Raw genomic sequence first — 23,140 nt, forward strand, 5'->3', positions numbered from 1 at the left:
ATACTCAATAATATTAAGCTTGGAATGCTTCTGTTAATACTGGTACGATTTGTTTTTTACGAGATACAACACCTTTTAAAGTAGCCGTGTTGTTTTCTAGAGATACGTTGTATGCTTTCTCAACAACGTTTGCTGCTTTACCGATCGCAAGACCGACAGAATCGTTAGTTAAGATATCAGTTACAACGAATAAGAATAGGTCTAAACCTTTTTCTTCTACTACTGCAGAGATAACTTTTTCAAGTTCCGCTTGGTGTACAAGAACGTCGTTTGTATCAACAGCGTTTACTTGTGCGATTTCAACTTTCGCATTACCCATTTGGAATTCTTTAGCGTCAAGAGAGATTAGTTGCTCCATTGTTTTTCCGCTTAAGTCAGCACCAGCTTTTAACATTTCTAAGCCGTAGCTATCAGCATCTACACCAGCGATTTCTGCTAATTCACGAGCTGCTGCTACGTCTTGCTCTGTGCAAGTTGGAGATTTGAATAGTAAAGAATCTGAAATGATTGCAGATAACATTAAACCTGCAACTTCTTTACGAATTGTAACGCCATTTTCTTTGTACATTTTGTTTAAGATTGTAGCTGTACAACCAACTGGCTCACAACGGTAGTAAATAGGATCGCTTGTTTCAAAGTTAGCAATACGGTGATGGTCAATAACTTCTAACACACGAACAGATTCGATATCGTTAGCACTTTGTTGACGCTCGTTATGATCAACTAAAATAACGTTGTCCACTTCGCTTGCAACTGTCTCAACAAAACGCGGTCCTTCTACTTTAAAATGGTCTAACGCAAATTGAGTTTCACCGCTGATTTCGCCTAAACGTACAGGCTCAGCATTCATTCCTAATTCTTTTTTCAATTCTGCATAAGCAATTGCAGAACAAATTGCATCTGTATCTGGGTTTTTATGCCCGAAAACTAGTACTTTTTCCATGTTTTCCACCTCTTCATGAAAAGGATATCTTAAAGAAGCAAATATGACAATATTTAAAGCCCAATTTTTTATAAATAATTGCACTTTCTTCTATATTTTTCATCGTTTTTCGTAAAAAAGATCATCTAAAATGAATTAGATGATCAAAATGTATATTTTATTTAAAATAGTGTAGGAACTTGCACTACATGATTTAGAGCGAAATCCGATGCCAAACCATTATTTACAAGGTTAACATCTATAACTTGATAAAATGCATTCCCCGTATCTGCAATTTCCCATACAGCTAAAATAAGGTGATATCCATTTCTATCAGTAGGTACATTCGCTTCATGTGTTACGGAAGTTCCTGGTCTTGTTCCCCCATCGTTTTTCACATAAAACGGTACTAAATCTAAATCAGATCGTGATAATGGTTTATTTGGATTCCAATCTTTTTTCGTAATGTAGTATTTCCATTCTTTCGTACTATGAGGTGCGGTTAGTTTCCACTTAAATGTATTCGTCCCGCCGTTTAACGTAACTTTCTTCCACCTATCTACTGTTTGAACGTCTAAAGCAGGAAAATGGCCTGCTCCTGCAATTTGTCCATCAGAAGGTCCTAATAGAGGGAATCCACCTATTCCTTCTACACTTTGCGGCTCATATTGAATCGGACCGCAATTTACATTTATCCCTTGCTTACATAAATAAGAACGGCTCGCTGGTGATTCTACATATCCATGAGCTGAAGCTTTTTCTGCAAAACCGAAAGTTAACAATCCCGTAAGTAATATACCACCACTTAATATAACTTTCTTCACCTTCTGTAAACCTTTCGCTTTCATCCCGTCATCCCCTTTCCCATAATAAAGCGAAAATAACTATAGTTGCCTAGTCATCTTCTCTACATTCATTATAAGATGAGAGACTATACAAACAGAACCCTCTAAAAACTTTCTCAAATTCGTTTAGATACAAAAACATCAATTCTTCTTCACATTTTAATTACCAGTTATCAAATCTATTATTTATTTGGTCGTTTTTTTGTTAAATACTTATAACACCGTCTGAAAATACAAACGGTGTTAAATATACTCAATTAAACTATTCGTTTATAAATAAATTACGAAATTGGCAAAGTTAGTCTAGCTATCAAATAGCCCTCTTCCTCTCAGATTTGCGGAAACGGGCTCCTTTCCGATTTCACGTGCCCATATAGATAACTGGCCGATATGGTGGATTTCGTGGACAATGACATGACGTATTAACTCTCCGTGTGTACATTCAATGACTCGGTGCCTAATTGGTGCGTCTCTTGAGCTAATCGGCTCTTCATTGAAGTCAGCCTTTGAAAGTTTCCGAGATTCCATTTCATTTGTCCAAGATGTCACAAATGACTTCACTTTCTCGTGGTATTGAGCTGAAAGGTTTTTCACTTTTTGCAAGCTAGCATAATCTTCAAACAAGGGTTCCTCAGGCACTGGTTCACCTCGTAAACCTAAGATCCACATATATTCCACATCTACAATATGGAATAAAGTATGCAGGATACTGCCTAACCCACCGACCCGTTTCTTTAATAGTTCTTCATCCGGTATGTCTTCGCACCATGTAAACCAATCATCACGAACTTGCCAATTATATTGAAACAGTTTCAACATCACAGCAACCTCCATCCTATAGATTAACATTTATTATTCACCAAAAGACTTCAAAATCCCTATTAAAATCATAACTCTAAAAAACCTGTTAATACCTTATACAAATTAACTCTCAAATTGAACACTCATTATGAAGGTAATAAATGAAAAGAACTCACCTATTATAGTGGGGGTTATCAATCATTTTACAAATCGATACTCCGACCTAATAACAAATGTGTCGTTTGAAATTATTTCCCTTTTCAAATAAATAACTAAATCATTTTATAATAAATTACCGTTGCATCTAACTCACCATTCGGAGAAATTGCGTATTCTGGTATTTTTCCAGCTTCTTTATAGTCTAATGATTTATACAATCTATTAGAAGGGTCTCCTTCTCTCGTATCAAGCACTATAAGAGACCTATTTTCTTGCTTTGCTCGCTCCTCTGCTTTTTGCATAAGCGAACGTCCAATGCCGTTACGTCTAAAGTTCGGGTGAGTCATTAACTTGCAAATTTCAGCTCTATGAATCCCATTCGGCTTTGTAACTAAATGTAATTGAATACTCCCTGCCACTTCATTATTTATTTTAGCAACATACAAGATTACTTCTGGTGCTAAAACAGTTTCCCAATACTTTGTTGATTCTATTTGTTCCAGTGGAGGTAAAAAACCAATTGACGCCCCATCATCTACAACCGTTTTCAAAAGTTTAGAAAGCTCCTCCACATCATCTTTTATTTGCTTAATTTCTTCAATTACTACATTTTGCATTACTAATCCCCCTTTTGTTTCATTGTACCAAGTTTTAAGGAAGGAAAAACGGGTTACTAAGATGAAATTATTTAAAGTACAATTTTTTAGAGAAAGGATACTTATATGAAGTATATATTAGACAGGACATACGCAAGAGAACTTCTCGAGTGGGCATATGAACAAAACCCAGGTCCGTGGTTCGAACATTCAATTAATGTTGCTCTTGCAACTGAAAAGATAGTTGTAGAACTTATTAATAATGGGCATTATGACCTAAATGCTGACATAGCATATAATGCTGCCCTCCTGCATGATATAGGAAGGTATAAAGGTTTTACTAAATCTGTTATTCATTCCTATGATGGTTATATGTATATGAATAATTTAGGGTATAAAGGAAACGCGATTATTTGCGTAACACATTCATTCCCATGCAAAAATGAGCATTTAGATATAGCAGCCGAGTGGGCCCTTGTTCCTGATTATATGAAAAGCCGATTAATTGAAATATTAAATGAAAATAGCGACTACGACTTATACAATAAGGTCATTACCCTTTGTGACGCACTTGCTGATGCGGAAGGCTTTACTACTCTTGAAAAAAGATTGATTTCAGTTGGTTTACGACATGGAACAACCTCTCATTCTTCTTTACATTGGAAAGGTTTCTATACAATTAAGAATGAATTAGAATCTTTAATCGGTAAGAGCATATACAGAGTCCTTCCTGACGTAGAGAAATCGATTTATAAAAATATGGAATGTTAAATTACATACAACTTAACAACGATAGAATTTGTATGTAAACAAAAGAACAAAACAAAAGCTATTGACTATATGAAACAATTGAAAATTTTTCAGGAAACTTAAAACTAAATAAATAGTTGTGATTTCACATTCCCACTAAATTCAAAATTCTTACTTTAATACATTACATACCAGGAAATTTTATACTCAAATTCAATTTCACATAAAAAAACGTTTTAAACATAAAGTTTAAAACGTTTTTTTACATTCAATGATTTTGATTTTTCAGTTCTGTTAAACATTCCTGTACTAAAGTTACCGCTTGACTCATTGCAGCTCCACCAGCAAATGCTGCTGATACACCACATGCTTCCAGAATTTCTTTATCTGAACATCCTTGATCCAGACAACCTTTTGTATGATAAATAGTACAGTATTCGTCTTGCGTTGCTAGACTAATTCCTAATGCAATAAGTTGTTTTTCTCTTTTTGTTAAAGAACCCTCTTGAAAACAAGCTTGCGTGAATGCATTATACGTTTCAGCAATTTCAGGAATTTGGTTTGTAAAACTACCAATTCCTTCTTTATAATGATGTAGAACATCATTTACTGAACTATGTTGTTCATGTTCCATCTTATTATTACCCCCATTCAAATTATGTGTACCTATTGTAGTATGTGATGAAAAGAAGGCAATATACCTCGATAAAAAGAATGAATATTCAGTTTATTAAAACTACAATTTCAGACTATCATCCACTACTGATTGTTCCTTATAGTTTTTCCTTTCAATCTCTTTACTTCTTTCTTCCCAAAATGTTAATCCTTCAATTCCCACATTTTTAGGATCAAATACAGGATCTTTCCCTTCTTTTTTCTGCGCTTCATAATCTTTTAACACTTTTAATGCGATTTTACTTAATAGTAGAATCGCAATTAAGTTTAACCATGCCATACTACCGATTCCTAAATCTCCAAGATTCCATAAAAGCGACGCTGATTCTACGCTACCAATGTAAACCATAATTAAAAATCCAATTTTTAAAACTGGTTTTAACCATCTATGTTTAAGCTCACGATCTAAATAAGTAAGTGTCGTTTCAGCAATATAGTAATATGCGAGTAATGTTGTAAATGCGAAGAAGAAGATTGCAATTGAAATGAATAATGGACCAAACCCTGTCATAACAGTTTCAACTGCTTGTTGTGTATAGATCGGACCTGCATCAACATTCCCTATATTTTTTACAATAGCGCTTTTCCCTTCCGGTATAACATTATACATACCTGTTATTAAAATCATAAGAGCTGTCGCTGTACAAACAACAATTGTATCAATATAAACAGAAAATGCTTGAACTAACCCTTGTTTTGCAGGATGAGATACTTCAGCGGCAGCAGAGCTATACGTCGCTTCTCCAACGCCAGCAACATTTGAAAATACAGCGCGTTTTACTCCCCATGCGATTGCTGCGCCGACGATTCCGCCAAACATTTCATTTACACCAAAAGCACTAGAGAAAATTAAAGCGAACATACTTGGAATCTCTGTTACATTCGCAAGTAATACGATACATGTAACAATTACATAACCTATTGCCATAAATGGAACAAGCATTTGCGAAACGCCAGCAATTCTCTTTACGCCACCAAAAATGATCGCCGCTAATAGTACGACTAACAATATACCAGTTATATATTTGCTAATGCCATTAGAGTTTTCAAAACCAACTGCGATACTACTAGATTGAATACCTGGTAGTAAAACACCATATGAAAGTGTTACAACGACCGCTACAATGACTGCAAACCATTTCATTTTCAGGCCTTTTTCAATGAAATATGGTGTACCACCGCGGTATTCATTTCCGACTTTACTTTTATATACTTGAGATAATGTTGATTCAACAAATGCACTCGCTGCACCTAAAAGTGCCATTACCCACATCCAAAATACAGCTCCAGGTCCGCCAAAAGCGATAGCTGTCGCGACCCCTGCAATATTACCTATTCCAACCCTACCAGATAACGCTAAACAAAATGCTTGAAAGGATGAAATTCCCGTCTCCGAGCTCTTCCCTTCAAATAATAGTTTAATCATCTCTTTAAAATAACGAATTTGTAGAAAACGAGTTGCAATTGTAAAATACACACCTGCCCCTAATGCGAAAACAACTAACCCAATACTCCATACTTGCCCTACTAACCACTCTACTAATTGCTCCATCCAAATCCCCCTTAACATTCTTTTGAAAACTATTTTAAATATAAGAAAACGGACAACTATTATTAATCCTTACAGTTGTCCGTATCTCTCATTATTTCATCCCTCTATTTAATAACAGTTAGATTCTCTATTACTTTATATTTACCCAAACACTTTTCACTTCTGTATAGTTATCAAGCGCATATGAACCTAACTCACGACCGATACCAGATTGTTTAAAGCCACCAAATGGTGCAGCTGCATTTTCTAAGTTATAATCATTGATCCATACTGTTCCTGCCTTTAATTTATTGGCAACTTGATGTCCTGTTTTAATATTTTGTGTCCATACGCCTGCAGCAAGTCCGTATGAAGAGCGATTTGCTCTTTCGATTACCTCTTCTGTTGAATCAAATGGAAGTACTACAACAACTGGTCCAAAAATTTCTTCTTTCACAATTGTCATATCATCAGTAACATTTGTGAATACTGTTGGCTGTACAAAATAACCTTTTTCAAATGCACGTTCACCACCAGCAGCAACAGTAGCACCTTCAGCTTTTCCTTGTTCAATGTAATGTAGCACACGCTCTTGTTGCTTTTTAGATACAAGTGGACCCATTTCCGTTTCCTTCTCCATACCTGCTCCAAGTTTCACGTTATTCGCCATTTTCACTAATTCATTTACGACTGTTTCGTAATGTTTTCGGTGAACGAACACGCGAGAACCGGCACTACAATTTTGGCCATGATTATACATAATACCTTGAAATGCACCTTTAATCGCTTCTTCTAAATCAGCGTCTTCTAAAATGATATTTGGAGATTTACCACCAAGTTCTAACGTTACATGTTTAATTGTTTCTGCAGATTGACGCATAATATATTTCCCTGTAACAGTTGAACCTGTGAAGGCTACCTTATCAATATCATGATGGTTTACGATTGCAGCTCCCGCTTCAGGGCCGAAACCTGGCACAAAGTTTACGACACCGTTTGGAAAACCTGCTTCTTTAAAGAGTTTTGCTGTATATAATAACGATAATGGTGTTTGTTCTGCTGGTTTTAATACGATTGTACAACCTGTTGCTAATGCTGCTCCCATTTTCCAAGAAGACATAACGAGTGGAAAATTCCAAGGAATAATTTGACCTACAACCCCAACAGGTTCATGGCGTGTGTAATTTAAGTAATCTTTTGAAATCGGAATAGTTTGCCCGATAATTTTTGTAGCCCATCCCGCATAATAACGATAATTTTCTACAGTCGCTGCAATATCATCATCCAGTGCTACTTGATATGGTTTCCCGTTATCTAATGCTTCTAACTGTGCTAATTCTTCTCCATGCTCTTCAATTAAGTCTGCTAATTTATAAATAAGATGCGCTCTTTCAGCAGTAGTCATTTCTGCCCAAGGTCCTGATTCAAATGCAGATCTTGCCGCTTTTACTGCTACATCAATATCCCCTTCTTGCGCTTCGCATACGACAGCTAGAACATCTTCTGTTGCTGGATTGTATGTCTCAAATGTCTTCCCGCTAATGGAAGAAACAAATTCACCATTAATAAACATTTTAATTTCTTCGTTTAAAAACGCTTTCACTTTTGGTCTCAGCTCAATGTTTGTCGTTAACATATATGATTTCCTCCTTATTTAAACAGCTGCATGAGCTGCAATTTTTGAAATAATCGTTTGAAGTTTTTGATTTTCTTCTTCAGTTAATCCGAGTCTTGGATAACGAGAAGGTCCCCCAGCTTGCCCGTGTAATTCCATTGAGCGTTTAACGATTTGTACATATTTTCCTGATCCTTCAAGAAACTCACAAAGTGGTAAAATCGCATCGTTTATTTCCCAAGCTTTTTCTAATTCACCGTTTTGGAAATGCTCATACATTTTCGTAACAAGTCCTGGTACAATATTTCCTGCCACTGAAACCCATCCCGTCGCACCAACTAAATAGGATTCCATAACTAAATCTTCAGACCCACAGAAGACTTGAAAAGCACCTTCGCCTTGTCTTACTAAATCTCTAGCTTTTCGAATATCCCCGCTGGATTCTTTAATATGTGTAACATTTTCACATTCTTTTCCAATACGTAGCATGAGCTCCGTACTCATATCAACACCGGATGTAAACGGGTTATTATATAACATAATTGGTATATTTACAGCGTTTGAGATTTCTTTAAAGTGAAAATAAATTTCCTCTTCTTTCGGTTTACAATAGTACGAGTTTATAATTAATGCACAATCTGCTCCATGCGCTTCTGCATGTTTCGTATATTCAATCGTTTGTTTCGTCGTTTCTGCTGCAGTTCCAACAATAACTGGAATACGTCCATCTACTTCTTTTAATACTGTTTCTACCATTTTAAATCGTTCTTCTTTTGATAAACTAACAAACTCTCCTGTACTTCCATTAATAATAATCCCAGCTACTTTTTGCTCAATAAAGTAGTTTACGTTTTGTTTTACACCATTCCAATTAATTTCTTGAAACTCATCCATCGGTGTGATTAATACTGGAAATGCCCCTTTAATGTTTTTCATAATTATCTCTCCCTTTACTATTTTATTTTAATAAAAACCCTGTCGGAAACGGATCTGTAGAGTCTAATAGAAACGTCTGTATTCCTGTAATAAATCCTCTACTTTCAAATCGGAAAATGTAGCCTAGTTCTTCTTTCTTCACTTGTTCTACTGTTATAAAGCTATTAAAAATACTTTCATTTTTAAAAGGTTTATCCGCTATATAATCATTTTTAAATAATGTATGAACATAAGATACAATAGTAGAAACAAAACCAGGCGAACGTACGATAAAGTTATCTTCATGAAATGTAATCGACTTTATATGGTTCTTTTCTGTTTGCATAGATTCTACTAAAATAAGTCTTTTTATTAGTGACTGTTTTTGTATAGCTTGAAGTGTAACTTCACCCCATTTTTTTAATTTAGAGATGTTTTCAATGCTGATTTCTGGTGAATATGCATCCTTTTCTACAACTGCATATACTTTATCTGCCTGTATAAGAGAGTAACTTATATTACCAATTTGTAAATTTTTCTCAATCATATAACATAATTTACTTTCAAATGAAACAGATACAACTTCATCATTCTCTACATACGCATGGACTGAAAATATGCCAGATAACGTTTCAATTTTGTATTGATTCGTATCTCTCTTTTTTAAATAACCGCTTTCTAGTAACATCGTAATGACTGCGACAATGCCTCCATAATGAAGAGGGATGGAACCTTCATGATTAAAAAATAATACAGCTGCATCGACTTCCGCATGAATAGAAGGAACGACGATACATCCATTTAAACCGATAAAACCACGTGGTTCATTTAATAAAAGCTTCATTTCTTCTGCTAATTCCCCTGAAAATTGTTCATTTAAATGTTCTAAACTGTAGTAATATTTGCATGGTACATCTTTTATTACACGAAATGCTTCACCATTTACATGTACGTCTACTGCTGTATACATTTTTTGAATGTTCATTTTACATCCTCCGTTTCATGTTCCATCGGCGGAATTAGCAAAAAGCCTTCTTTAAGTGGATCCTTTTCATTGCAAAAAAATCTATGCATTCCCATAAGCCAAGCTGAACCTGTAATTTTTGTTACGACAGCTTCCATATTATCAACATTTGTTGTATGAATAACGCACCCTTTAAATAGAGAGCCAACGATACTCTCGTGAATAAACTCTTCATTAATCTCGATTTTTTGATTAGCGTATAATACCGCTAATTTCGCTGATGTTCCTGTACCACAAGGAGAACGATCAATTCCTCCTGGCGGAACGACAACTGTATTTTTCACATGCGCACTTTCATGAGTAGGATCTGTATAAAATTCAACATGGGTTAATCCTCTAATAAACGAATACTCTGGATGAACGATTTCAAATTTCTCATTTATGATATTTCTAATATGAATTGCCTTATCGATGATTGTAGATGCGTTTTCTGGTACTAACTCTAAACCTACTGATTTCGCATCGATAATGGCATAAAAATTCCCTCCATACGCAATATCGGCCTCTACAGTTCCAATTCCTTCGACTTGTACAGTAATATGTTTCAGTAAAAAAGCTGGTATGTTACAGAAGGAGACTTCTTTCGCTTTTCCATCTTGAACAAAGATATCCACTCCAACTAAGCCAGCTGGTGTGTCTAACTTTAACGAAGTAATCGGTTCAACTACCGGAATTAAACCTGATTCAATTAAAGCAGTACATACACCAATTGTATCGTGACCACACATCGGTAAATATCCACCTGTCTCTATGTAAATAACACCAATATCAGCTTCAGGATGACATGGATCTGTTAATAATGCGCCTGACATTACATCATGACCACGCGGTTCATTCATTAACAATTTGCGAATCCAGTCATACTCCTTTTTCATATGTAACATCTTCTCTGCCATCGTCTCTCCAATTAACTTTGGAAGTCCGCTTATCAATGTCCTCGTTGGATTCCCGCCCGTATGTGTATCAATCGTCGTAAAGACTCTTTGTGACCTCATCCGTTTAACACCCTTTCTGTAAAACGACTCAAACGAAGTGGTTCAATTGGAATGATTGTTTCTTTTTCATTTAATAACTCTTCAATCACTTTTCCAGTAACCGCTGCAAGGCTAATGCCATCCCCTTCATGCCCCGCTGCTATAAAGTAGTTCGGGATATGTTCCACACGTGAAATGATTGGCAAATGGTCTTCTGTCCACGGGCGTAATCCAGCATATGAACGAATCACCATCATATCCGCCATTTTCGGATAAAAACGAATTGCTCTGTTTGCAATACATTTAATAACCTCGTTGTTTATCTTCGTATGAAAACCTACAAACTCTCTACTACTACCAATTAAAAAATTTTGGCTTTCTGTCGGCTCAAATACAAGAGCTACCCCATATTTCTCAGTTAAAGCATCCACTTTTCGTTTTCCGCCAAATTTAGAAATTAAATAACCAAATTCCATTACTTTACGGCAACCAACGTGTTGTTGCCTTGAAGCTACAATAATATGCCCTTTTCTCGGTTCAATTGGGATATTTACATCCAACATTTCTCCGATTTTTGGAGCCCACACACCAGCTGCGTTCACCACTTGCTTCGCAGTAAACGTCCCGTTAGTCGTTTCTACAATAAAGGAACCGTCTATATCTCTTTTCATTTCTTTTACTTCCGTATGATTAAAAGCTTTCGTACCAAACTTCTTCGATTCTGCAAGAAGTGAAAAAGCAAGAAGATATGGATTTACAGTCGAATCCGTTGCGCATTCTAATCCGCCTAATAAATCGTCTGCAAAAAATGGCGATTCCTCTCTTATATCTTGCCTATCGAGCATTCGAAACGGTAAACCAGCTTCTTTTTGACGATTCACCCATTGCTGCGCTGCTTCCATTTCTTCGTCTGACTCACATACGAGAATACTTCCTGGCGCCCTATATTCAAATGAGTGCTCTAACTCTTCACTTAAATCAGTAACCAATTTTTGACTTACTAACGACATTTGACTATCAAATCCTGGGTCTTTATCAATAGCCAAAATATTCCCGTCACACCGTGAAGACGTCCCACTGACAAATTCTCCTTTTTCAATGATTGTTACGTCTCTTCCATATTTTGATGTGTAATAAGCGATAGAACAGCCTATAATACCACCGCCTATTATTAAAACGTCACAGTGCCTCACGTAGCACCCCTCCCTTCTTTCTTTTCATCCCTCACTTTCTTTTATGCAATTGACGTGCCAACTGTACATATATGCACTTTTTATAAATAATATTTTTATTTGTAAAAATATTTTAAATTTATCGTAAATAGGTGTATTATTTTTTTATCACTGTCAAAATTTTTATACATAACAGGAGGACAATATGGCATTCTCATTTCCTACAATAAAAGAATTTCTAAAAACTTTATCAATTGATCATACATACAACTTGCAACATACCCAGCAAGTTCACGAAAAGTATTATTACCGCCCTTCTACTACAGAAGAATATAACTGCGCAGTAATATATGAAGATGACTCATTCAGCGCTTTAATTGACGCGTTTTCCAATGAAATAGTCGTTATCATAATGAACGAAAATAAAGAGCCGCTATGCTGTATAACGACTCAGCAAATCATTCCGTTTCTTGTTAAGTCGTACAATGAACTACAATCTTTTTATAACGCCGTAATACAAACAACTGATTCTTCCGTTACAGTCATCGATGAGAAAGAACATGTTCGTACTTGGACAGATGGTGCTGAAAAGATTTTTTCAGTCAATCATAATGAAATTATTGGACAACCTATCACTCGTTTTTTTGACTATAAAGATTTGGAAATTTTGCAATCATTACATGACGGAAAAAGCATAATCGCTCAGTTCCATCAGCCTCGCCCAGATTTGTTCGTATTAATAAATTCAAACCCAGTATATTGTAACGATGAAATTATAGGCGCTGTCGTTTCAGAAACTGATGTTACAAATCAAGTTGCTTTAAACGAAAAACTATTCAATATGTCACATGAAATGCACCGATTAGAACAAGAAGTCGCAAAATATAAAGATGAATCAGATCCTTTCCTTGCGATGAATGGAAAGAGCCCTGTTATACAAAGAACAATACAATTAGCTAGAAAGGTTTGTTCAGTGAAATCAACTGTATTAATACTCGGCGAAAGTGGTGTTGGAAAAGAAGTATTCGCGAAAGCAATCCATGAAGCAAGTGAAGCAGCTAAGGCACCTTTCATTTCAATTAACTGCGGCGCCATTCCAGAAGCGTTATTTGAAAGTGAATTATTCGGATATGAACGCGGGGCGTTTTCTGGTGCAAGTAGTAAAGGGAAAAAAGGGAAAATAGAGCTCGCACAAGGCGGTACATTATTTCTTGATGAAATAGGAGAAATGCCGCTCGATATGCAAGTAAAGCTTTTGCGTGTACTACAAGAACGAAAATATTACCGAGTTGGTGGAGAGAAAGAGATTAATATTGACTTCCGTATTATCGCTGCTACAAATCGTGATTTACAAGAAGAAATGCGAAAAGGCACATTCCGAGAAGATTTATACTACCGCCTAAATGTAGTTAGCTTGCATATTCCACCGCTGCGCGAGAGACGCGAAGATATTATTGAATTAACCTACTCTTTCTTAAACGATTTTTCAATCAACTACAACAGACCAATCCGTGACTTACCTTCAAGCATTATGCATGAACTGCTTCATTACAATTGGCCAGGTAATATTCGCGAGCTTCGTAACGTTGTTGAAAGACTTGTCGTATTTGCGACTGACGGTATTATAAAACAAGAATATTTACCATTTCATACAACTGAAACGTTAGACAATCATACGACTCATTCCCTATTACTCAGCAACAATCATACAATCCTCTCTTTACAAGAAGAGATGGATGAACATGAGAAAAAAGTAATCGAGAGAGCATTACGTATTTTGAATGGGAATAAATTAGAATGCGCGAAACAGCTTGGTGTTACGAGGGCTACTTTATATAATCGTTTAAAAAAACTTGGGTTACAATAACCATTTCCTCCTTTATATTGGCATAGTTTTTGCATAATAATTTGTGCAAACCGAACTAGAGGAGGAATTCATATGACGAATAAAGATCACTTAATTGTTTGTCGATGTGAAGAAGTTACATACGGTCAACTTCAATCGACAATTGCTGAATATAAATGCTCGGCAAGAGAATTAAAACTAAGAACACGTGCTGGCATGGGATTTTGCGGTGGCCGCACATGTAGAATGATGATAGATCGAATGATTGAAAGTGCAAACCCTGGCGTAACTACTAATGAAATCCCATTAAAATATCAACCACCTGTGCGAGCAGTTACCTTTGGAGCGGTAGGTGAAAATCAATGAATAGAATTACACATCATCCTATTTTAGGGAGTTTAAATAGTAGTAAGCGCATCACTTTCCAATTTAACGGACAACAATATGAAGCATATGAACATGAAACGATTGCGGCTGCTTTACTTGCAAACGGTATAAGAACTTTAAGAGTGCATGAAGATAGTGGAGCGCCACGAGGTATTTACTGTAATATTGGACATTGTTCTGAATGCCGCGTCACAGTAAACAATCAAACGAACGTACGAGCATGCTTAACTGTTGTTGAAAAAGATATGGTAGTTGATAGCGGTAAACAGCATCCCAATATCGTCAGAGAGATGGTGAAAAAGCGATGAACGATGTCATTATTATCGGAGCTGGACCAGCAGGTTTATCGGCCTCCATCTCTTGTGCTCGTTTTGGACTAAATGTACTTGTTATTGATGAATTTATGAAGCCTGGCGGAAGGTTACTCGGACAATTACATCAAGAACCTACTGGAGAATGGTGGAACGGAATAGAAGAATCAAAACGCCTTCACGAAGAAGCAAAATCACTTTCAGTTGATATTCGATGTGGTATTTCCGTCTATAATTTAGATAAAGATGAAAGTTCTTGGTACGTACATACGAATATCGGTACGTTAGAAGCACCGTTCATTTTACTTGCTACTGGTGCTGCTGAGTACTCTATTCCCCTTCCTGGTTGGACACTTCCAGGAGTTATGTCAATCGGGGCAGCCCAAGTAATGACAAATGTACATCGCGTTCAAGTTGGGCGAAAAGGAATAATTATTGGTGCTAACATTTTGTCATTCGCTATTTTAAATGAATTACAATTAGCGGGAATTAAAGTGGAACATATCGTACTTCCTGAAAAAAGTGAATTAAGTCAAAAGGCTGGTGAACCAGAAGAAGTTTTAAACTCTCTATTACATGCTGCACACCTTGCCCCGTCACCTTTATTACGTATAGGTAGTCGATTGATGAAATATAATTGGGCGAAACAAGCTGGATTAAACTTCTATCCAAATAGCGGTATGAAAATAAATGGTACACCCCTTCACCTTCGAAAAGTAGCTCTTGAAATTATCGGTACAGATCAAGTTGAAGGTGTACGCGTTGCTAATATTGATACGAAAGGAAACATCTTAACTGGATCGGAACAAATATATGAGGCAGACTTCGTTTGTATTGCCGGCGGCTTATACCCTCTTGCTGAGTTAGCTGCTGTAGCTGGTTGTCCTTTCCGTTACATTCCGGAATTAGGTGGGCATGTTCCTCTTCATTCCGAAGCGATGGAAACCCCTCTTCCCGGTTTATTTGTTGCCGGTAATATAACTGGTATTGAAAGCGGGAAAATCGCAATGGCACAAGGAACTGTTGCTGGATATTCAATTGTACAACAAGCAAATACAAAATCTCATTCGGTTGAAAAACACTTGCAACAAGCGATCCAACATGTACATACCGTGCGACAGCAAGCTGCCATTCAATTTAACCCGATGATTGATGACGGTAGACGGAAAATGAATGAAATTTGGCGTGATTATTCCCTGGCATATGCACATACTAAAAAGAGCTGCTGAGATTACTCTCAACAGCTCTTTTTTCTACTCTTCTGAGTTATTAAATTTCGCTAATGCGTAAATGCCTTCTTCATCGTCTAATTCAAGTTGTAATCTTGCTGCAAATGAATTGACATTATATTCTCTGTCAAGCAGTAAGCGTAGTGCTTCGATTAAGTTCGCTTGAATTAAAATTTGTTTACGACCATTTACCTCTACTTCAGCAGAGAAACCATAGTCATCGTCATACATTAGTTCAACTAAAACTTCTTCTGGACCGACTTGTCTTTTTTCAGCGATATATACGCAAAGTGCATTGATAAGTTCTTGTTCAGAAATTTTTATTGTTTCCATGCTACTTCATCTTCCTTTTTCTTACGTTGATCTTTGAAGTATTTAAATGCACGAACTGCTAACATTACGATACCAGCCATTACTAACATATTTACCATAAACGCTAATACAGAACCAAGAGCTCCCATATTTGCAAATAAGCTACCCATTAGTAAACCACCAAGACCACCTAGTAATAAACCTTTCATAAAGCTTCCTTTATTACTTTTTGGTGCTGTGTTTGTTGCTTTTGTTTTTGAATCTGTTGTTGTTTTTTGTGAATTCACGTTATTATCTTTTTTGTTCAAATCAACTTTTGACTTTTGACCAGAACTTGGTGTGTATGATTTTTTACCAGATTTGTAACTCTTCGCTGCTGCGTGATCTACAAACATGAAGCTACTAGCTCCAAAGATAACCATGAATGCTGTCATGACTGCTACAAGTTTTTTCAACATATTATATCCATTCTCCTTTTATATAGATATATGTGAAATCTACCTTTCTAGTAAATTCAGAATGATAGATTTGTTTTTAAAAACATTTTAAAGGTTCTTATGAACTTATTATATGAACTTTTGTCGAAATATGCAAGTATTATTTACTTACGACAGTTTGGTGACAAAGGAAAAATTAAGCAAAACAGAATTGACTTTAAATGCAACAAAACATATTATAGGTTCATAAGAACTTTTTATTATTTTTGGAGGTGAAAAGATGGAAACATTTCATCTCACACGAAACGAAATGGCTACCCTTCTTCTATCATTAAGAGGATGGAATACGAAAAAGCCTCTCGGTATTTTACAAGAAGCGTGGGCAAAGTCACATAAAAAAGATATTGAAAGCGGACAAAGCGTAACTGCTTTTATTACTACCGCACTTTCACCTATTTTTGAAAAACTGATTAAAATTGACGATACAGACGTCGGTTTTTCATTAAATGAAATAGTTGCGCTTGGAAATCAAATTGAAAATACAAGTTTCTCAGTAACGGCCATGCAAAACTGGGTAAAACGAGATATTAAAGAAATGATTGGCTCTCCTCAAAAAGGGAAAAAATATTCAATTGAACAAGCTGCCTTACTATTCATTGTCGAAGATTTAAAAACAGCACTTGATTTTGAATCCATTCGTAAGCTATTACGCCTTATCGTAAATGACCCAGCCGATCGAAGTGATGACTTAATCAATCCTGTTCATTTATATGGAGCATACTCTTCTCTATTTGAAGAACTCAATCAAGGGAACTGCTTACAACTAAATGCAACAGATACAATCCATACAATTGAAAACATCGTAAAAGAAAGAGCTGACAAAATTGCAAGCAAGTTCGATCAGGTTAATAACGAGCAACGTGAAGCGATTCGTAATGCGATTATTATTGCCACATTATCTGTTCATACCGCTTATGTACAAATGTTAGCAAAACGCTACGTAACAGCAACTTTATTTTTACAAAATTTAGAAGTGAAACCGTAAAAATAGGAGCAGAAATGCTTCTATTTTTTTATAACGAAAACAAGCATCAACCTGTTACATACTTAGAACAGGTTGATGCTTGTTTCTCTAGATATTAATTATAAAAAACCATAATCGCCTATTATTAATTCAAAAATGATCATTTCATTCTATTATATTTCGAACAAGTTTTCTCGATAAATTTAATCCCTTCATCTTTGTAACTCTTTATAAATTTCGATTTGAGCTCTTGAGCTATTAGCAAAACTTAACCAACCCTGTCTCACATTACAAATGTTTTCAGTTACCAAAAGTTCAACTATATCTAGATGTGAAACATTCGTTATTATCGATTTATTTATACCATTAACTTTAGCCCCTGACATATACTTAGCAATCTCAGGATTTAATGCGAAAGCAAAATCAATTACAGTAGCACCTTGCGGTAAGTTCACGGAATCTAACTTAGGAGTAAATGCAACAATATTATCTTGGAATAGTTCATACGATACTAAATCATAAAATTCAATCGCATCTTGAGTTACTAGATCATTTGTCTTAATAAAATGATCCATCAATTTATGAATTATATTTTGCATCTCCTTATCAGTTAAACTTTTTGTAAGTACATGAAATACTCCTTTATCTCGTATCTCTTGATTTATTTTTGTTTCAATACATATCACTATTTCATGGTTATTGATCACCACTTTGGTCTTTAAGTATCTGTTTAATACATCACTTTCAATTGCTATATTATCTTCAAATTGATATGGAATTGGTTGGTATAGTTGATGTATAACTCCTAATATTTTATAACAGTCTAAATTATTTGAGGTCGTGATAATTATTTTTGACACTGCTGTAATGGCTTGAATATCTTGGAGACGAGAATAAGCTGTATAAATAGGGCTTACTTCATAGTCCACTTCAAATATTAAAGTTCGATTCAGAAAATTATTTATATCTAACATAATATTTTGAGACAAATCCTCTAATAACTTAACATAATTTTGTAAAAGAATACTCATTCCCTTATATTTAGAATGGTTAAGATAATAAAAACCTAAATCTTCTAACTCGTGTTGAACATGTAATAGCCCTAATCTTTTACAAATCGGAGCAAAAATTTTGAGTGTTTCATTTGCATAAGGAACTTGTTTCTTTACAGCTTTCACCTGTAAAGTTCTCATATTATGTAGACGATCTATCACTTTTATAATAGCTACTCTTATATCTCCTTGCGTAGCTAACAATAATTTCTTTAAATTTATTGCTTCATACTCTTCTTTATTAGAGATTTGTTTTTTATCAATTTTAGTTAACCCTTCTACAATATCAGCCACTTTTTTACCGAATATATCACGTATATACTCAATTGTATAATCTGTATCCTCCACCACATCATGTAGTAATGCTGCAACTAAAGTTATTATATCTGCCTTACAATCTAACAAAATTTCTGTAACTGCAAATGGATGAGTAATATACGGCTCACCGGAAACGCGAAATTGTCCTTCATGTGCTTTCTCAGAAACTAATATAGCTTTATGTAATTGTTCGATTTCTGCTTTATGTAGATATGAGGCCTTTTCTAATAATGCTTTTTTCATATTTTCACCTTCATCACGTTAATTTTCTATAAAATTTTATTAACATTATAATTCGTTATTAGAAAGTGAAGTACCTGTCTAGGTGATAAGAGAATATTTATGTTTTCATTCTCCTTGAATTATTTTTATATTTTTGAACCTATAAGCCAACCTTTGAAATACTTTTGTTTTTATCAACCGAATCATATCTCTATCCCAAATAGAAAATAGTCCATAAATTTGATTCTTATTTTGCATACATTACTCTTCCCACTTTGTAAATTAAAAGCCCATAACATTATCATTTATATATGAGAAATTTTTAATATTTTTTTCATTATCTCTTCATGAAAACTGAACTTATATGCTTTACTATAATACTTATCAGAGACATAAAAGAATTGAAATAGCAATCCCCTATATAAATAAGGTATAATCTACATATAGTGAACCTTTTATATCGTTAAGTAAAGGGGCATATATTCAAAAATACATAAACTAGAAGGTGCAACAATGGTAAGTAGTTTTATTCACTCAGTATTAACGTTTTTTGAAGGATTAGGTTATTGGGGCATTATGCTTGGACTTATGATTGAGATTATTCCGAGTGAAATCGTCCTTGCTTATGCAGGTTATTTAGTATTCAATGGTAGTATCTCATTTATAGGCGCAGTTATATTCGGTACAATTGGCGGTGTTATTGCCCAAATCTTTATTTATTGGCTTGGACGATACGGTGGACGTCCTATATTAGAACGTTACGGTAAATATATTTTCATTCATAAAAAACATATAGATGCAGCTGAAGATTGGTTTAATCGGTACGGAACTGGCGTAATTTTCACTGCTCGCTTCATTCCGGTAGTACGCCATGCAATTTCAATTCCTGCTGGTATTACAAAAATGTCATTCCTACGTTTCACTACATTAACAGCACTCGCAATCATCCCTTGGTCTATTATTTTCATTTATTTAGGCGAAAAACTAGGTGAGAATTGGGAGAATATTAACGATGTTGCTGGACCATATGTGAAATCGTTCGCAATTGGCGGCGTCATACTTATTCTTTTATACTTCGTCATTAAAAAATGGACAAAAAAGCGTAAAAATCTTGCGTAAAAATATAAATAAAAACCGCTATACATTCATTACGAATGTTAGCGGTTTTTATTATATATTAGAAATTGCATTATTTCTTCTTTGTGCTTTAAGTCATGTTGAATGAGTGATGAAAAGTAATTATTTAATTTCAATTTTTTAGTGCCAAATTGGTAGAAATTATAAAAATATTTGGTTGGAACTCGCTCAATTTCATCCACTAACTGTTTACGAGTAACGCTAAATTGATTTAATAGTTCTTCTTTTGAAATACCAGATCTCGCATATTTAATTGCTCCCTTATTCATTTCCTCAACATCTATTGGAACATTTGGTACAGATTGTTCACTTATAAAGTATGGAATTCTATCCTTTATTAAAAACACATCCCAAACGATAAAATGTGAAATCACATCTGCAATTCCCCATGAGCCATTTTTAAATGGTTGAAACCATATATCATCCGATACTCCCTTCAATGTTTGACACCATTTTATTAAATTTAACTTTTCTTCTACAATATTTTCCTTCTTCATTACTCATTCCTTTCTCGCGCTTATAATTCATTCATATTAATATTTTCTAGAAATTGTATAAAAGACCTCCATAATTATGCGGATAAGCAACCTTTCACTCATTGATTTCGTATATTATCTCAAAAAGGAGTGATTCCCCTATGCATTGGCAACAAAAAATACAATACTTAATCGGACGCCCTATCGGCATTTCCTTCATGAACGGGCAAGGTACTTCTGGTGTATTATGTTCAGCACATGATGGTCAATTATATGTATATGAATACCTTTATCAAGCTCAATTCGCAATGAAGCATTATGATTTTAGACAAATTCAAGATATACATGCCTTCCCGAATTGCCCACATCAAAATACTCTATACTAAAAAAGGAACAGCTTATAGCCGTTCCTTTTTCTCCACACTTATTTCTCAGTATAAAAGTTTTGTACTGCCTCATCAAAGTAAATCCAGCCTTTCCAACCTAAATGAATTGTATCTTTTAAGAAATACTTATCATATTCATGGCCAGAGAAATCAACTACTGGGTATCCTGCTTTCTCAACTTGCTCTCGGACTTTTTTATAATATACTTCACGGCGTTCTTTTGGGAAGCCAGCGTAATCATACCACGGTCCGTTTACAGGTACAGAAATAAAGAGTGGTTTGACATTTTTCTCTTTAAAAATATTTAAAACCATTTGTAAGTCATCATATTCAGGTGATTCTTCATACGATTCGTTTGCTCTAAAGTTTTTTAAACCTTTTAATTTTTTCTTTAAATTATGTTTATAGTAATACGGATTTTCAATTCCGAATGTGTTTGTAGTAGATTCCGTTTTCCCTTCTTCCTCTGCATGTTTACGTGCATCTACCCAAGAAATTGAACGTAATCCCATATTTGTTTTTTCTTTCATCGGTTCAATCTTAAATAAAGAGTTAAATAAATCTCTATGATCTAAAATATTTCGATGCATATAAGCAAGTGGTTTGACTAAACCTGCTTTTATGTTATGTTTCGTATCATTATACACAATACCTTCTAATGAATTTTTTAATATATCATCTTTTTGAACAACTTTATAGTCTAATAGTCGTTTCGCAATTTGCTTCTTCATTTCAACACTTATCTCATCATTAAAAATAAAATGATATGCTTGTTGTTTGGAGAAATTGTTAGTAAAATCCCCTTGTGATACCCCAGTCTTTGTAAACCATTGTGGGGATAAGACAAAGACTACTTTTTTACCTTCTAGCTCATCCATTGTAGACGTCATATTTAATATATGAGCTAAACTTTGCGTACCGCCAATCCCGATTAAATATGGTGTAAAACCTGCCGGATTTACTTTAAAGTAATTAGATGGGTGATATGCATCCATACGTAAAAATTCAGATGAACCATACATCGGTAAATACTGCGAATTCTCTAACATTTTTTGCTGTAAGAAAACACTTTGTAATTTTTCTTTTTGTAAGGAAGTTGCCGCATCTTCTACTTTCTTATCACTAATAAGTGATACTAAACTTTTTGATGGAATGAGTATGATAATGAAAAAAAGCACACACGCTAAAATTATCGGGCCAAAAGCATGCTTCATTTTCATCGTCTCTTCCTCTTTCTATCGCTATTAAATTGTAACCCTTGTTTTTGACACGCCATCATTTCTCTCCTTTTTCTCTATACATGTTCCATTCTATTTATCTATTATATACATGTATGTATTTCTTTCCTTGTTCTATTCAGTCCTATAGAAATAGCACAAGAAAATGTTTCCATAGAAACACGTTAATTATACAAGATTCTACATAAATTTCACACTGGAATTTTACTAATAATTTTATTATTAAGACATGAAAAAACATATAAAATGTCTATAATTCATCAGGAGCTATATTAAATTCAAAATAAGATAAGGTACGTCTACTATAATCAACATCATGAGTATATGTAAAACCTAACTTTCGTAAAAGATTTTTCGAATTGTCATTTGCTATTTTCACCCTAGCAATTATTCTTTTTACATCCATCGTCTCTTTTGCATATTGAATAGAAGCCCCTGCTGCTTCTGACGCATATCCATTTCCCCAATACTCCGGATCAAGTAGATACATAATCTCTATTTCATCAGTTTCATCCACTTTTCTTAAACCACAATGTCCTAAAAGCTTTCCTGTTTCACTATTGAATAACAACCATACACCGAAATTATACTGTTCCCAATGTAATATAAGCTTACTAATATAATCATTTGCTTCTTCTTTTGACATTCCTCTTGATTTAGCAAGCCATTTGCCAACAGCTTCTTTCTTTAATATGTTATAAAATTGATCAACATATTCTATAGTTGGTTTTCTCATGAACAATCTTTTTGTACATACTACTTCCTTTTCTTCAAACATAAACATCA

General features: G+C 34.8%; 25 protein-coding genes. 8 read left to right on the forward strand and 17 right to left on the reverse strand.

The features are described from left to right. Nucleotides 1-13: 13 nt before the first annotated feature. The 4 genes from ppaC to FOT98_RS01920 form a co-directional block, all read right to left on the reverse strand. On the reverse strand, nucleotides 14-943 hold the full coding sequence (ppaC, locus tag FOT98_RS01905) for a manganese-dependent inorganic pyrophosphatase (protein ID WP_000416841.1): 930 nt from the start codon (nucleotides 941-943) through the stop codon (nucleotides 14-16). A gap of 161 nt (nucleotides 944-1,104) precedes the next feature. Next, a complete protein-coding gene (locus tag FOT98_RS01910) occupies nucleotides 1,105-1,770 on the reverse strand; it encodes a lytic polysaccharide monooxygenase (RefSeq protein ID WP_063259918.1) in 666 nt (221 codons plus the stop codon). A gap of 300 nt (nucleotides 1,771-2,070) precedes the next feature. Continuing rightward, nucleotides 2,071-2,586, reverse strand: coding sequence for a DinB family protein (locus FOT98_RS01915; RefSeq protein WP_063259919.1), 516 nt, complete (start codon nucleotides 2,584-2,586; stop codon nucleotides 2,071-2,073). 254 nt (nucleotides 2,587-2,840) lie between these two features. Continuing rightward, on the reverse strand, nucleotides 2,841-3,344 hold the full coding sequence (locus tag FOT98_RS01920; protein WP_063259920.1) for a GNAT family N-acetyltransferase: 504 nt from the start codon (nucleotides 3,342-3,344) through the stop codon (nucleotides 2,841-2,843). A gap of 105 nt (nucleotides 3,345-3,449) precedes the next feature. Here FOT98_RS01920 and FOT98_RS01925 point away from each other — a divergent pair, with 105 nt between their 5' ends. After that, nucleotides 3,450-4,094 carry an HD domain-containing protein gene (locus FOT98_RS01925; protein ID WP_063259921.1) on the forward strand — a complete coding sequence of 215 codons (645 nt, stop codon included), beginning with the start codon at nucleotides 3,450-3,452 and terminating at the stop codon, nucleotides 4,092-4,094. A gap of 247 nt (nucleotides 4,095-4,341) precedes the next feature. On the opposite strand, the gene FOT98_RS01930 is transcribed toward FOT98_RS01925, so the two are convergent. The 7 genes from FOT98_RS01930 to FOT98_RS01960 form a co-directional block, all read right to left on the reverse strand. Beyond that, entirely contained in the window at nucleotides 4,342-4,707 is a 366-nt protein-coding gene (locus FOT98_RS01930; RefSeq protein ID WP_063259922.1) for a carboxymuconolactone decarboxylase family protein, read from the reverse strand. Nucleotides 4,708-4,809: 102 nt separating this feature from the next. Further along, complete coding sequence (locus FOT98_RS01935; RefSeq protein WP_061679721.1) at nucleotides 4,810-6,300, reverse strand: alanine/glycine:cation symporter family protein; 1,491 nt, start codon at nucleotides 6,298-6,300, stop codon at nucleotides 4,810-4,812. A gap of 130 nt (nucleotides 6,301-6,430) precedes the next feature. After that, a complete protein-coding gene (locus FOT98_RS01940) occupies nucleotides 6,431-7,915 on the reverse strand; it encodes an aldehyde dehydrogenase family protein (protein WP_063259923.1) in 1,485 nt (494 codons plus the stop codon). An 18-nt stretch (nucleotides 7,916-7,933) separates the two neighbouring features. Beyond that, entirely contained in the window at nucleotides 7,934-8,830 is an 897-nt protein-coding gene (gene dapA / locus FOT98_RS01945; protein ID WP_063259924.1) for a 4-hydroxy-tetrahydrodipicolinate synthase, read from the reverse strand. Nucleotides 8,831-8,852: 22 nt separating this feature from the next. After that, nucleotides 8,853-9,794, reverse strand: coding sequence for a proline racemase family protein (locus FOT98_RS01950; protein ID WP_063259925.1), 942 nt, complete (start codon nucleotides 9,792-9,794; stop codon nucleotides 8,853-8,855). After that, a complete protein-coding gene (locus tag FOT98_RS01955) occupies nucleotides 9,791-10,828 on the reverse strand; it encodes a proline racemase family protein (RefSeq protein WP_063259926.1) in 1,038 nt (345 codons plus the stop codon). The genes FOT98_RS01950 and FOT98_RS01955 overlap by 4 nt, the downstream gene beginning before the upstream one ends. Next, the gene (locus tag FOT98_RS01960) at nucleotides 10,825-12,000 is read right to left on the reverse strand and encodes an NAD(P)/FAD-dependent oxidoreductase (protein ID WP_063259927.1); all 1,176 of its coding nucleotides are present in this window, start codon (nucleotides 11,998-12,000) and stop codon (nucleotides 10,825-10,827) included. The genes FOT98_RS01955 and FOT98_RS01960 overlap by 4 nt, the downstream gene beginning before the upstream one ends. Before the next feature lie 184 nt (nucleotides 12,001-12,184). Here FOT98_RS01960 and FOT98_RS01965 point away from each other — a divergent pair, with 184 nt between their 5' ends. The 4 genes from FOT98_RS01965 to FOT98_RS01980 all read left to right on the forward strand — a co-directional run bounded on the left by FOT98_RS01965 (nucleotide 12,185) and on the right by FOT98_RS01980 (nucleotide 15,752). After that, the gene (locus FOT98_RS01965; protein WP_063259928.1) at nucleotides 12,185-13,846 is read left to right on the forward strand and encodes a sigma-54 interaction domain-containing protein; all 1,662 of its coding nucleotides are present in this window, start codon (nucleotides 12,185-12,187) and stop codon (nucleotides 13,844-13,846) included. A 72-nt stretch (nucleotides 13,847-13,918) separates the two neighbouring features. Further along, the gene (locus FOT98_RS01970; protein WP_000182241.1) at nucleotides 13,919-14,191 is read left to right on the forward strand and encodes a (2Fe-2S)-binding protein; all 273 of its coding nucleotides are present in this window, start codon (nucleotides 13,919-13,921) and stop codon (nucleotides 14,189-14,191) included. After that, nucleotides 14,188-14,520, forward strand: coding sequence for a (2Fe-2S)-binding protein (locus FOT98_RS01975; RefSeq protein ID WP_063259929.1), 333 nt, complete (start codon nucleotides 14,188-14,190; stop codon nucleotides 14,518-14,520). Before FOT98_RS01970 ends, FOT98_RS01975 begins: the two co-directional genes overlap by 4 nt. After that, nucleotides 14,517-15,752 carry an NAD(P)/FAD-dependent oxidoreductase gene (locus FOT98_RS01980; RefSeq protein ID WP_063259930.1) on the forward strand — a complete coding sequence of 412 codons (1,236 nt, stop codon included), beginning with the start codon at nucleotides 14,517-14,519 and terminating at the stop codon, nucleotides 15,750-15,752. The genes FOT98_RS01975 and FOT98_RS01980 overlap by 4 nt, the downstream gene beginning before the upstream one ends. A 24-nt stretch (nucleotides 15,753-15,776) precedes the next feature. On the opposite strand, the gene FOT98_RS01985 is transcribed toward FOT98_RS01980, so the two are convergent. Next, a complete protein-coding gene (locus FOT98_RS01985) occupies nucleotides 15,777-16,085 on the reverse strand; it encodes a YxcD family protein (RefSeq protein WP_061679711.1) in 309 nt (102 codons plus the stop codon). Continuing rightward, nucleotides 16,073-16,522: a hypothetical protein gene (locus tag FOT98_RS01990; protein WP_063259931.1), complete on the reverse strand. Its 450-nt coding sequence runs from the start codon at nucleotides 16,520-16,522 to the stop codon at nucleotides 16,073-16,075. The genes FOT98_RS01985 and FOT98_RS01990 overlap by 13 nt, the downstream gene beginning before the upstream one ends. A gap of 259 nt (nucleotides 16,523-16,781) precedes the next feature. On the opposite strand from FOT98_RS01990, the gene FOT98_RS01995 reads away from it, so the two are divergent. After that, nucleotides 16,782-17,546, forward strand: a complete 765-nt coding sequence (locus FOT98_RS01995) for a DUF1836 domain-containing protein (RefSeq protein ID WP_000447225.1) — start codon at nucleotides 16,782-16,784, stop codon at nucleotides 17,544-17,546. A gap of 191 nt (nucleotides 17,547-17,737) precedes the next feature. Here the strand turns inward: FOT98_RS01995 and FOT98_RS02000 are convergent, their stop codons facing one another. Next, the gene (locus FOT98_RS02000; protein WP_063259932.1) at nucleotides 17,738-19,138 is read right to left on the reverse strand and encodes an HD domain-containing protein; all 1,401 of its coding nucleotides are present in this window, start codon (nucleotides 19,136-19,138) and stop codon (nucleotides 17,738-17,740) included. 492 nt (nucleotides 19,139-19,630) lie between these two features. Here FOT98_RS02000 and uptA point away from each other — a divergent pair, with 492 nt between their 5' ends. Further along, a complete protein-coding gene (gene uptA, locus FOT98_RS02005) occupies nucleotides 19,631-20,236 on the forward strand; it encodes an undecaprenyl phosphate transporter UptA (RefSeq protein ID WP_063259933.1) in 606 nt (201 codons plus the stop codon). A gap of 38 nt (nucleotides 20,237-20,274) precedes the next feature. Here uptA and FOT98_RS02010 read toward each other — a convergent pair whose 3' ends face one another. Beyond that, entirely contained in the window at nucleotides 20,275-20,751 is a 477-nt protein-coding gene (locus tag FOT98_RS02010; RefSeq protein WP_063259934.1) for a DinB family protein, read from the reverse strand. Between the two features lie 140 nt (nucleotides 20,752-20,891). Between FOT98_RS02010 and FOT98_RS02015 the strand changes: the two genes are divergently transcribed. Further along, nucleotides 20,892-21,116: a hypothetical protein gene (locus FOT98_RS02015; protein WP_061679707.1), complete on the forward strand. Its 225-nt coding sequence runs from the start codon at nucleotides 20,892-20,894 to the stop codon at nucleotides 21,114-21,116. Between the two features lie 38 nt (nucleotides 21,117-21,154). On the opposite strand, the gene dltD is transcribed toward FOT98_RS02015, so the two are convergent. Together dltD and FOT98_RS02025 are read right to left on the reverse strand one after the other, a co-directional pair. After that, a complete protein-coding gene (gene dltD, locus FOT98_RS02020) occupies nucleotides 21,155-22,336 on the reverse strand; it encodes a D-alanyl-lipoteichoic acid biosynthesis protein DltD (RefSeq protein ID WP_063259935.1) in 1,182 nt (393 codons plus the stop codon). A gap of 268 nt (nucleotides 22,337-22,604) precedes the next feature. After that, on the reverse strand, nucleotides 22,605-23,132 hold the full coding sequence (locus FOT98_RS02025) for a GNAT family N-acetyltransferase (RefSeq protein ID WP_063260017.1): 528 nt from the start codon (nucleotides 23,130-23,132) through the stop codon (nucleotides 22,605-22,607). Between the last annotated feature and the right edge of the window lie 8 nt (nucleotides 23,133-23,140).

This window comes from Bacillus sp. HY001 (assembly GCF_007558965.1).
Classification (GTDB): Bacteria; Bacillota; Bacilli; order Bacillales; family Bacillaceae_G; genus Bacillus_A; species Bacillus_A mobilis.

Bases quoted from the DNA above. Each gene is read 5' to 3' on its own strand.
- FOT98_RS01915 (WP_063259919.1), bottom strand. From the start codon at position 2,586: ATGTTGAAACTGTTTCAATATAATTGGCAAGTTCGTGATGATTGGTTT.
- FOT98_RS02000 (WP_063259932.1), bottom strand. From the start codon at position 19,138: ATGAAAAAAGCATTATTAGAAAAGGCCTCATATCTACATAAAGCAGAA.
- FOT98_RS01955 (WP_063259926.1), bottom strand. From the start codon at position 10,828: ATGAGGTCACAAAGAGTCTTTACGACGATTGATACACATACGGGCGGG.
- uptA (WP_063259933.1), top strand. From the start codon at position 19,631: ATGGTAAGTAGTTTTATTCACTCAGTATTAACGTTTTTTGAAGGATTA.
- FOT98_RS01925 (WP_063259921.1), top strand. From the start codon at position 3,450: ATGAAGTATATATTAGACAGGACATACGCAAGAGAACTTCTCGAGTGG.
- FOT98_RS01990 (WP_063259931.1), bottom strand. From the start codon at position 16,522: ATGTTGAAAAAACTTGTAGCAGTCATGACAGCATTCATGGTTATCTTT.
- FOT98_RS02010 (WP_063259934.1), bottom strand. From the start codon at position 20,751: ATGAAGAAGGAAAATATTGTAGAAGAAAAGTTAAATTTAATAAAATGG.
- FOT98_RS01920 (WP_063259920.1), bottom strand. From the start codon at position 3,344: ATGCAAAATGTAGTAATTGAAGAAATTAAGCAAATAAAAGATGATGTG.
- FOT98_RS01995 (WP_000447225.1), top strand. From the start codon at position 16,782: ATGGAAACATTTCATCTCACACGAAACGAAATGGCTACCCTTCTTCTA.
- dltD (WP_063259935.1), bottom strand. From the start codon at position 22,336: ATGAAAATGAAGCATGCTTTTGGCCCGATAATTTTAGCGTGTGTGCTT.
- FOT98_RS01970 (WP_000182241.1), top strand. From the start codon at position 13,919: ATGACGAATAAAGATCACTTAATTGTTTGTCGATGTGAAGAAGTTACA.
- FOT98_RS01910 (WP_063259918.1), bottom strand. From the start codon at position 1,770: ATGAAAGCGAAAGGTTTACAGAAGGTGAAGAAAGTTATATTAAGTGGT.
- FOT98_RS01985 (WP_061679711.1), bottom strand. From the start codon at position 16,085: ATGGAAACAATAAAAATTTCTGAACAAGAACTTATCAATGCACTTTGC.
- FOT98_RS01940 (WP_063259923.1), bottom strand. From the start codon at position 7,915: ATGTTAACGACAAACATTGAGCTGAGACCAAAAGTGAAAGCGTTTTTA.
- FOT98_RS01950 (WP_063259925.1), bottom strand. From the start codon at position 9,794: ATGAACATTCAAAAAATGTATACAGCAGTAGACGTACATGTAAATGGT.
- FOT98_RS02015 (WP_061679707.1), top strand. From the start codon at position 20,892: ATGCATTGGCAACAAAAAATACAATACTTAATCGGACGCCCTATCGGC.
- FOT98_RS02025 (WP_063260017.1), bottom strand. From the start codon at position 23,132: ATGTTTGAAGAAAAGGAAGTAGTATGTACAAAAAGATTGTTCATGAGA.
- FOT98_RS01930 (WP_063259922.1), bottom strand. From the start codon at position 4,707: ATGGAACATGAACAACATAGTTCAGTAAATGATGTTCTACATCATTAT.
- dapA (WP_063259924.1), bottom strand. From the start codon at position 8,830: ATGAAAAACATTAAAGGGGCATTTCCAGTATTAATCACACCGATGGAT.
- FOT98_RS01975 (WP_063259929.1), top strand. From the start codon at position 14,188: ATGAATAGAATTACACATCATCCTATTTTAGGGAGTTTAAATAGTAGT.
- ppaC (WP_000416841.1), bottom strand. From the start codon at position 943: ATGGAAAAAGTACTAGTTTTCGGGCATAAAAACCCAGATACAGATGCA.
- FOT98_RS01965 (WP_063259928.1), top strand. From the start codon at position 12,185: ATGGCATTCTCATTTCCTACAATAAAAGAATTTCTAAAAACTTTATCA.
- FOT98_RS01935 (WP_061679721.1), bottom strand. From the start codon at position 6,300: ATGGAGCAATTAGTAGAGTGGTTAGTAGGGCAAGTATGGAGTATTGGG.
- FOT98_RS01980 (WP_063259930.1), top strand. From the start codon at position 14,517: ATGAACGATGTCATTATTATCGGAGCTGGACCAGCAGGTTTATCGGCC.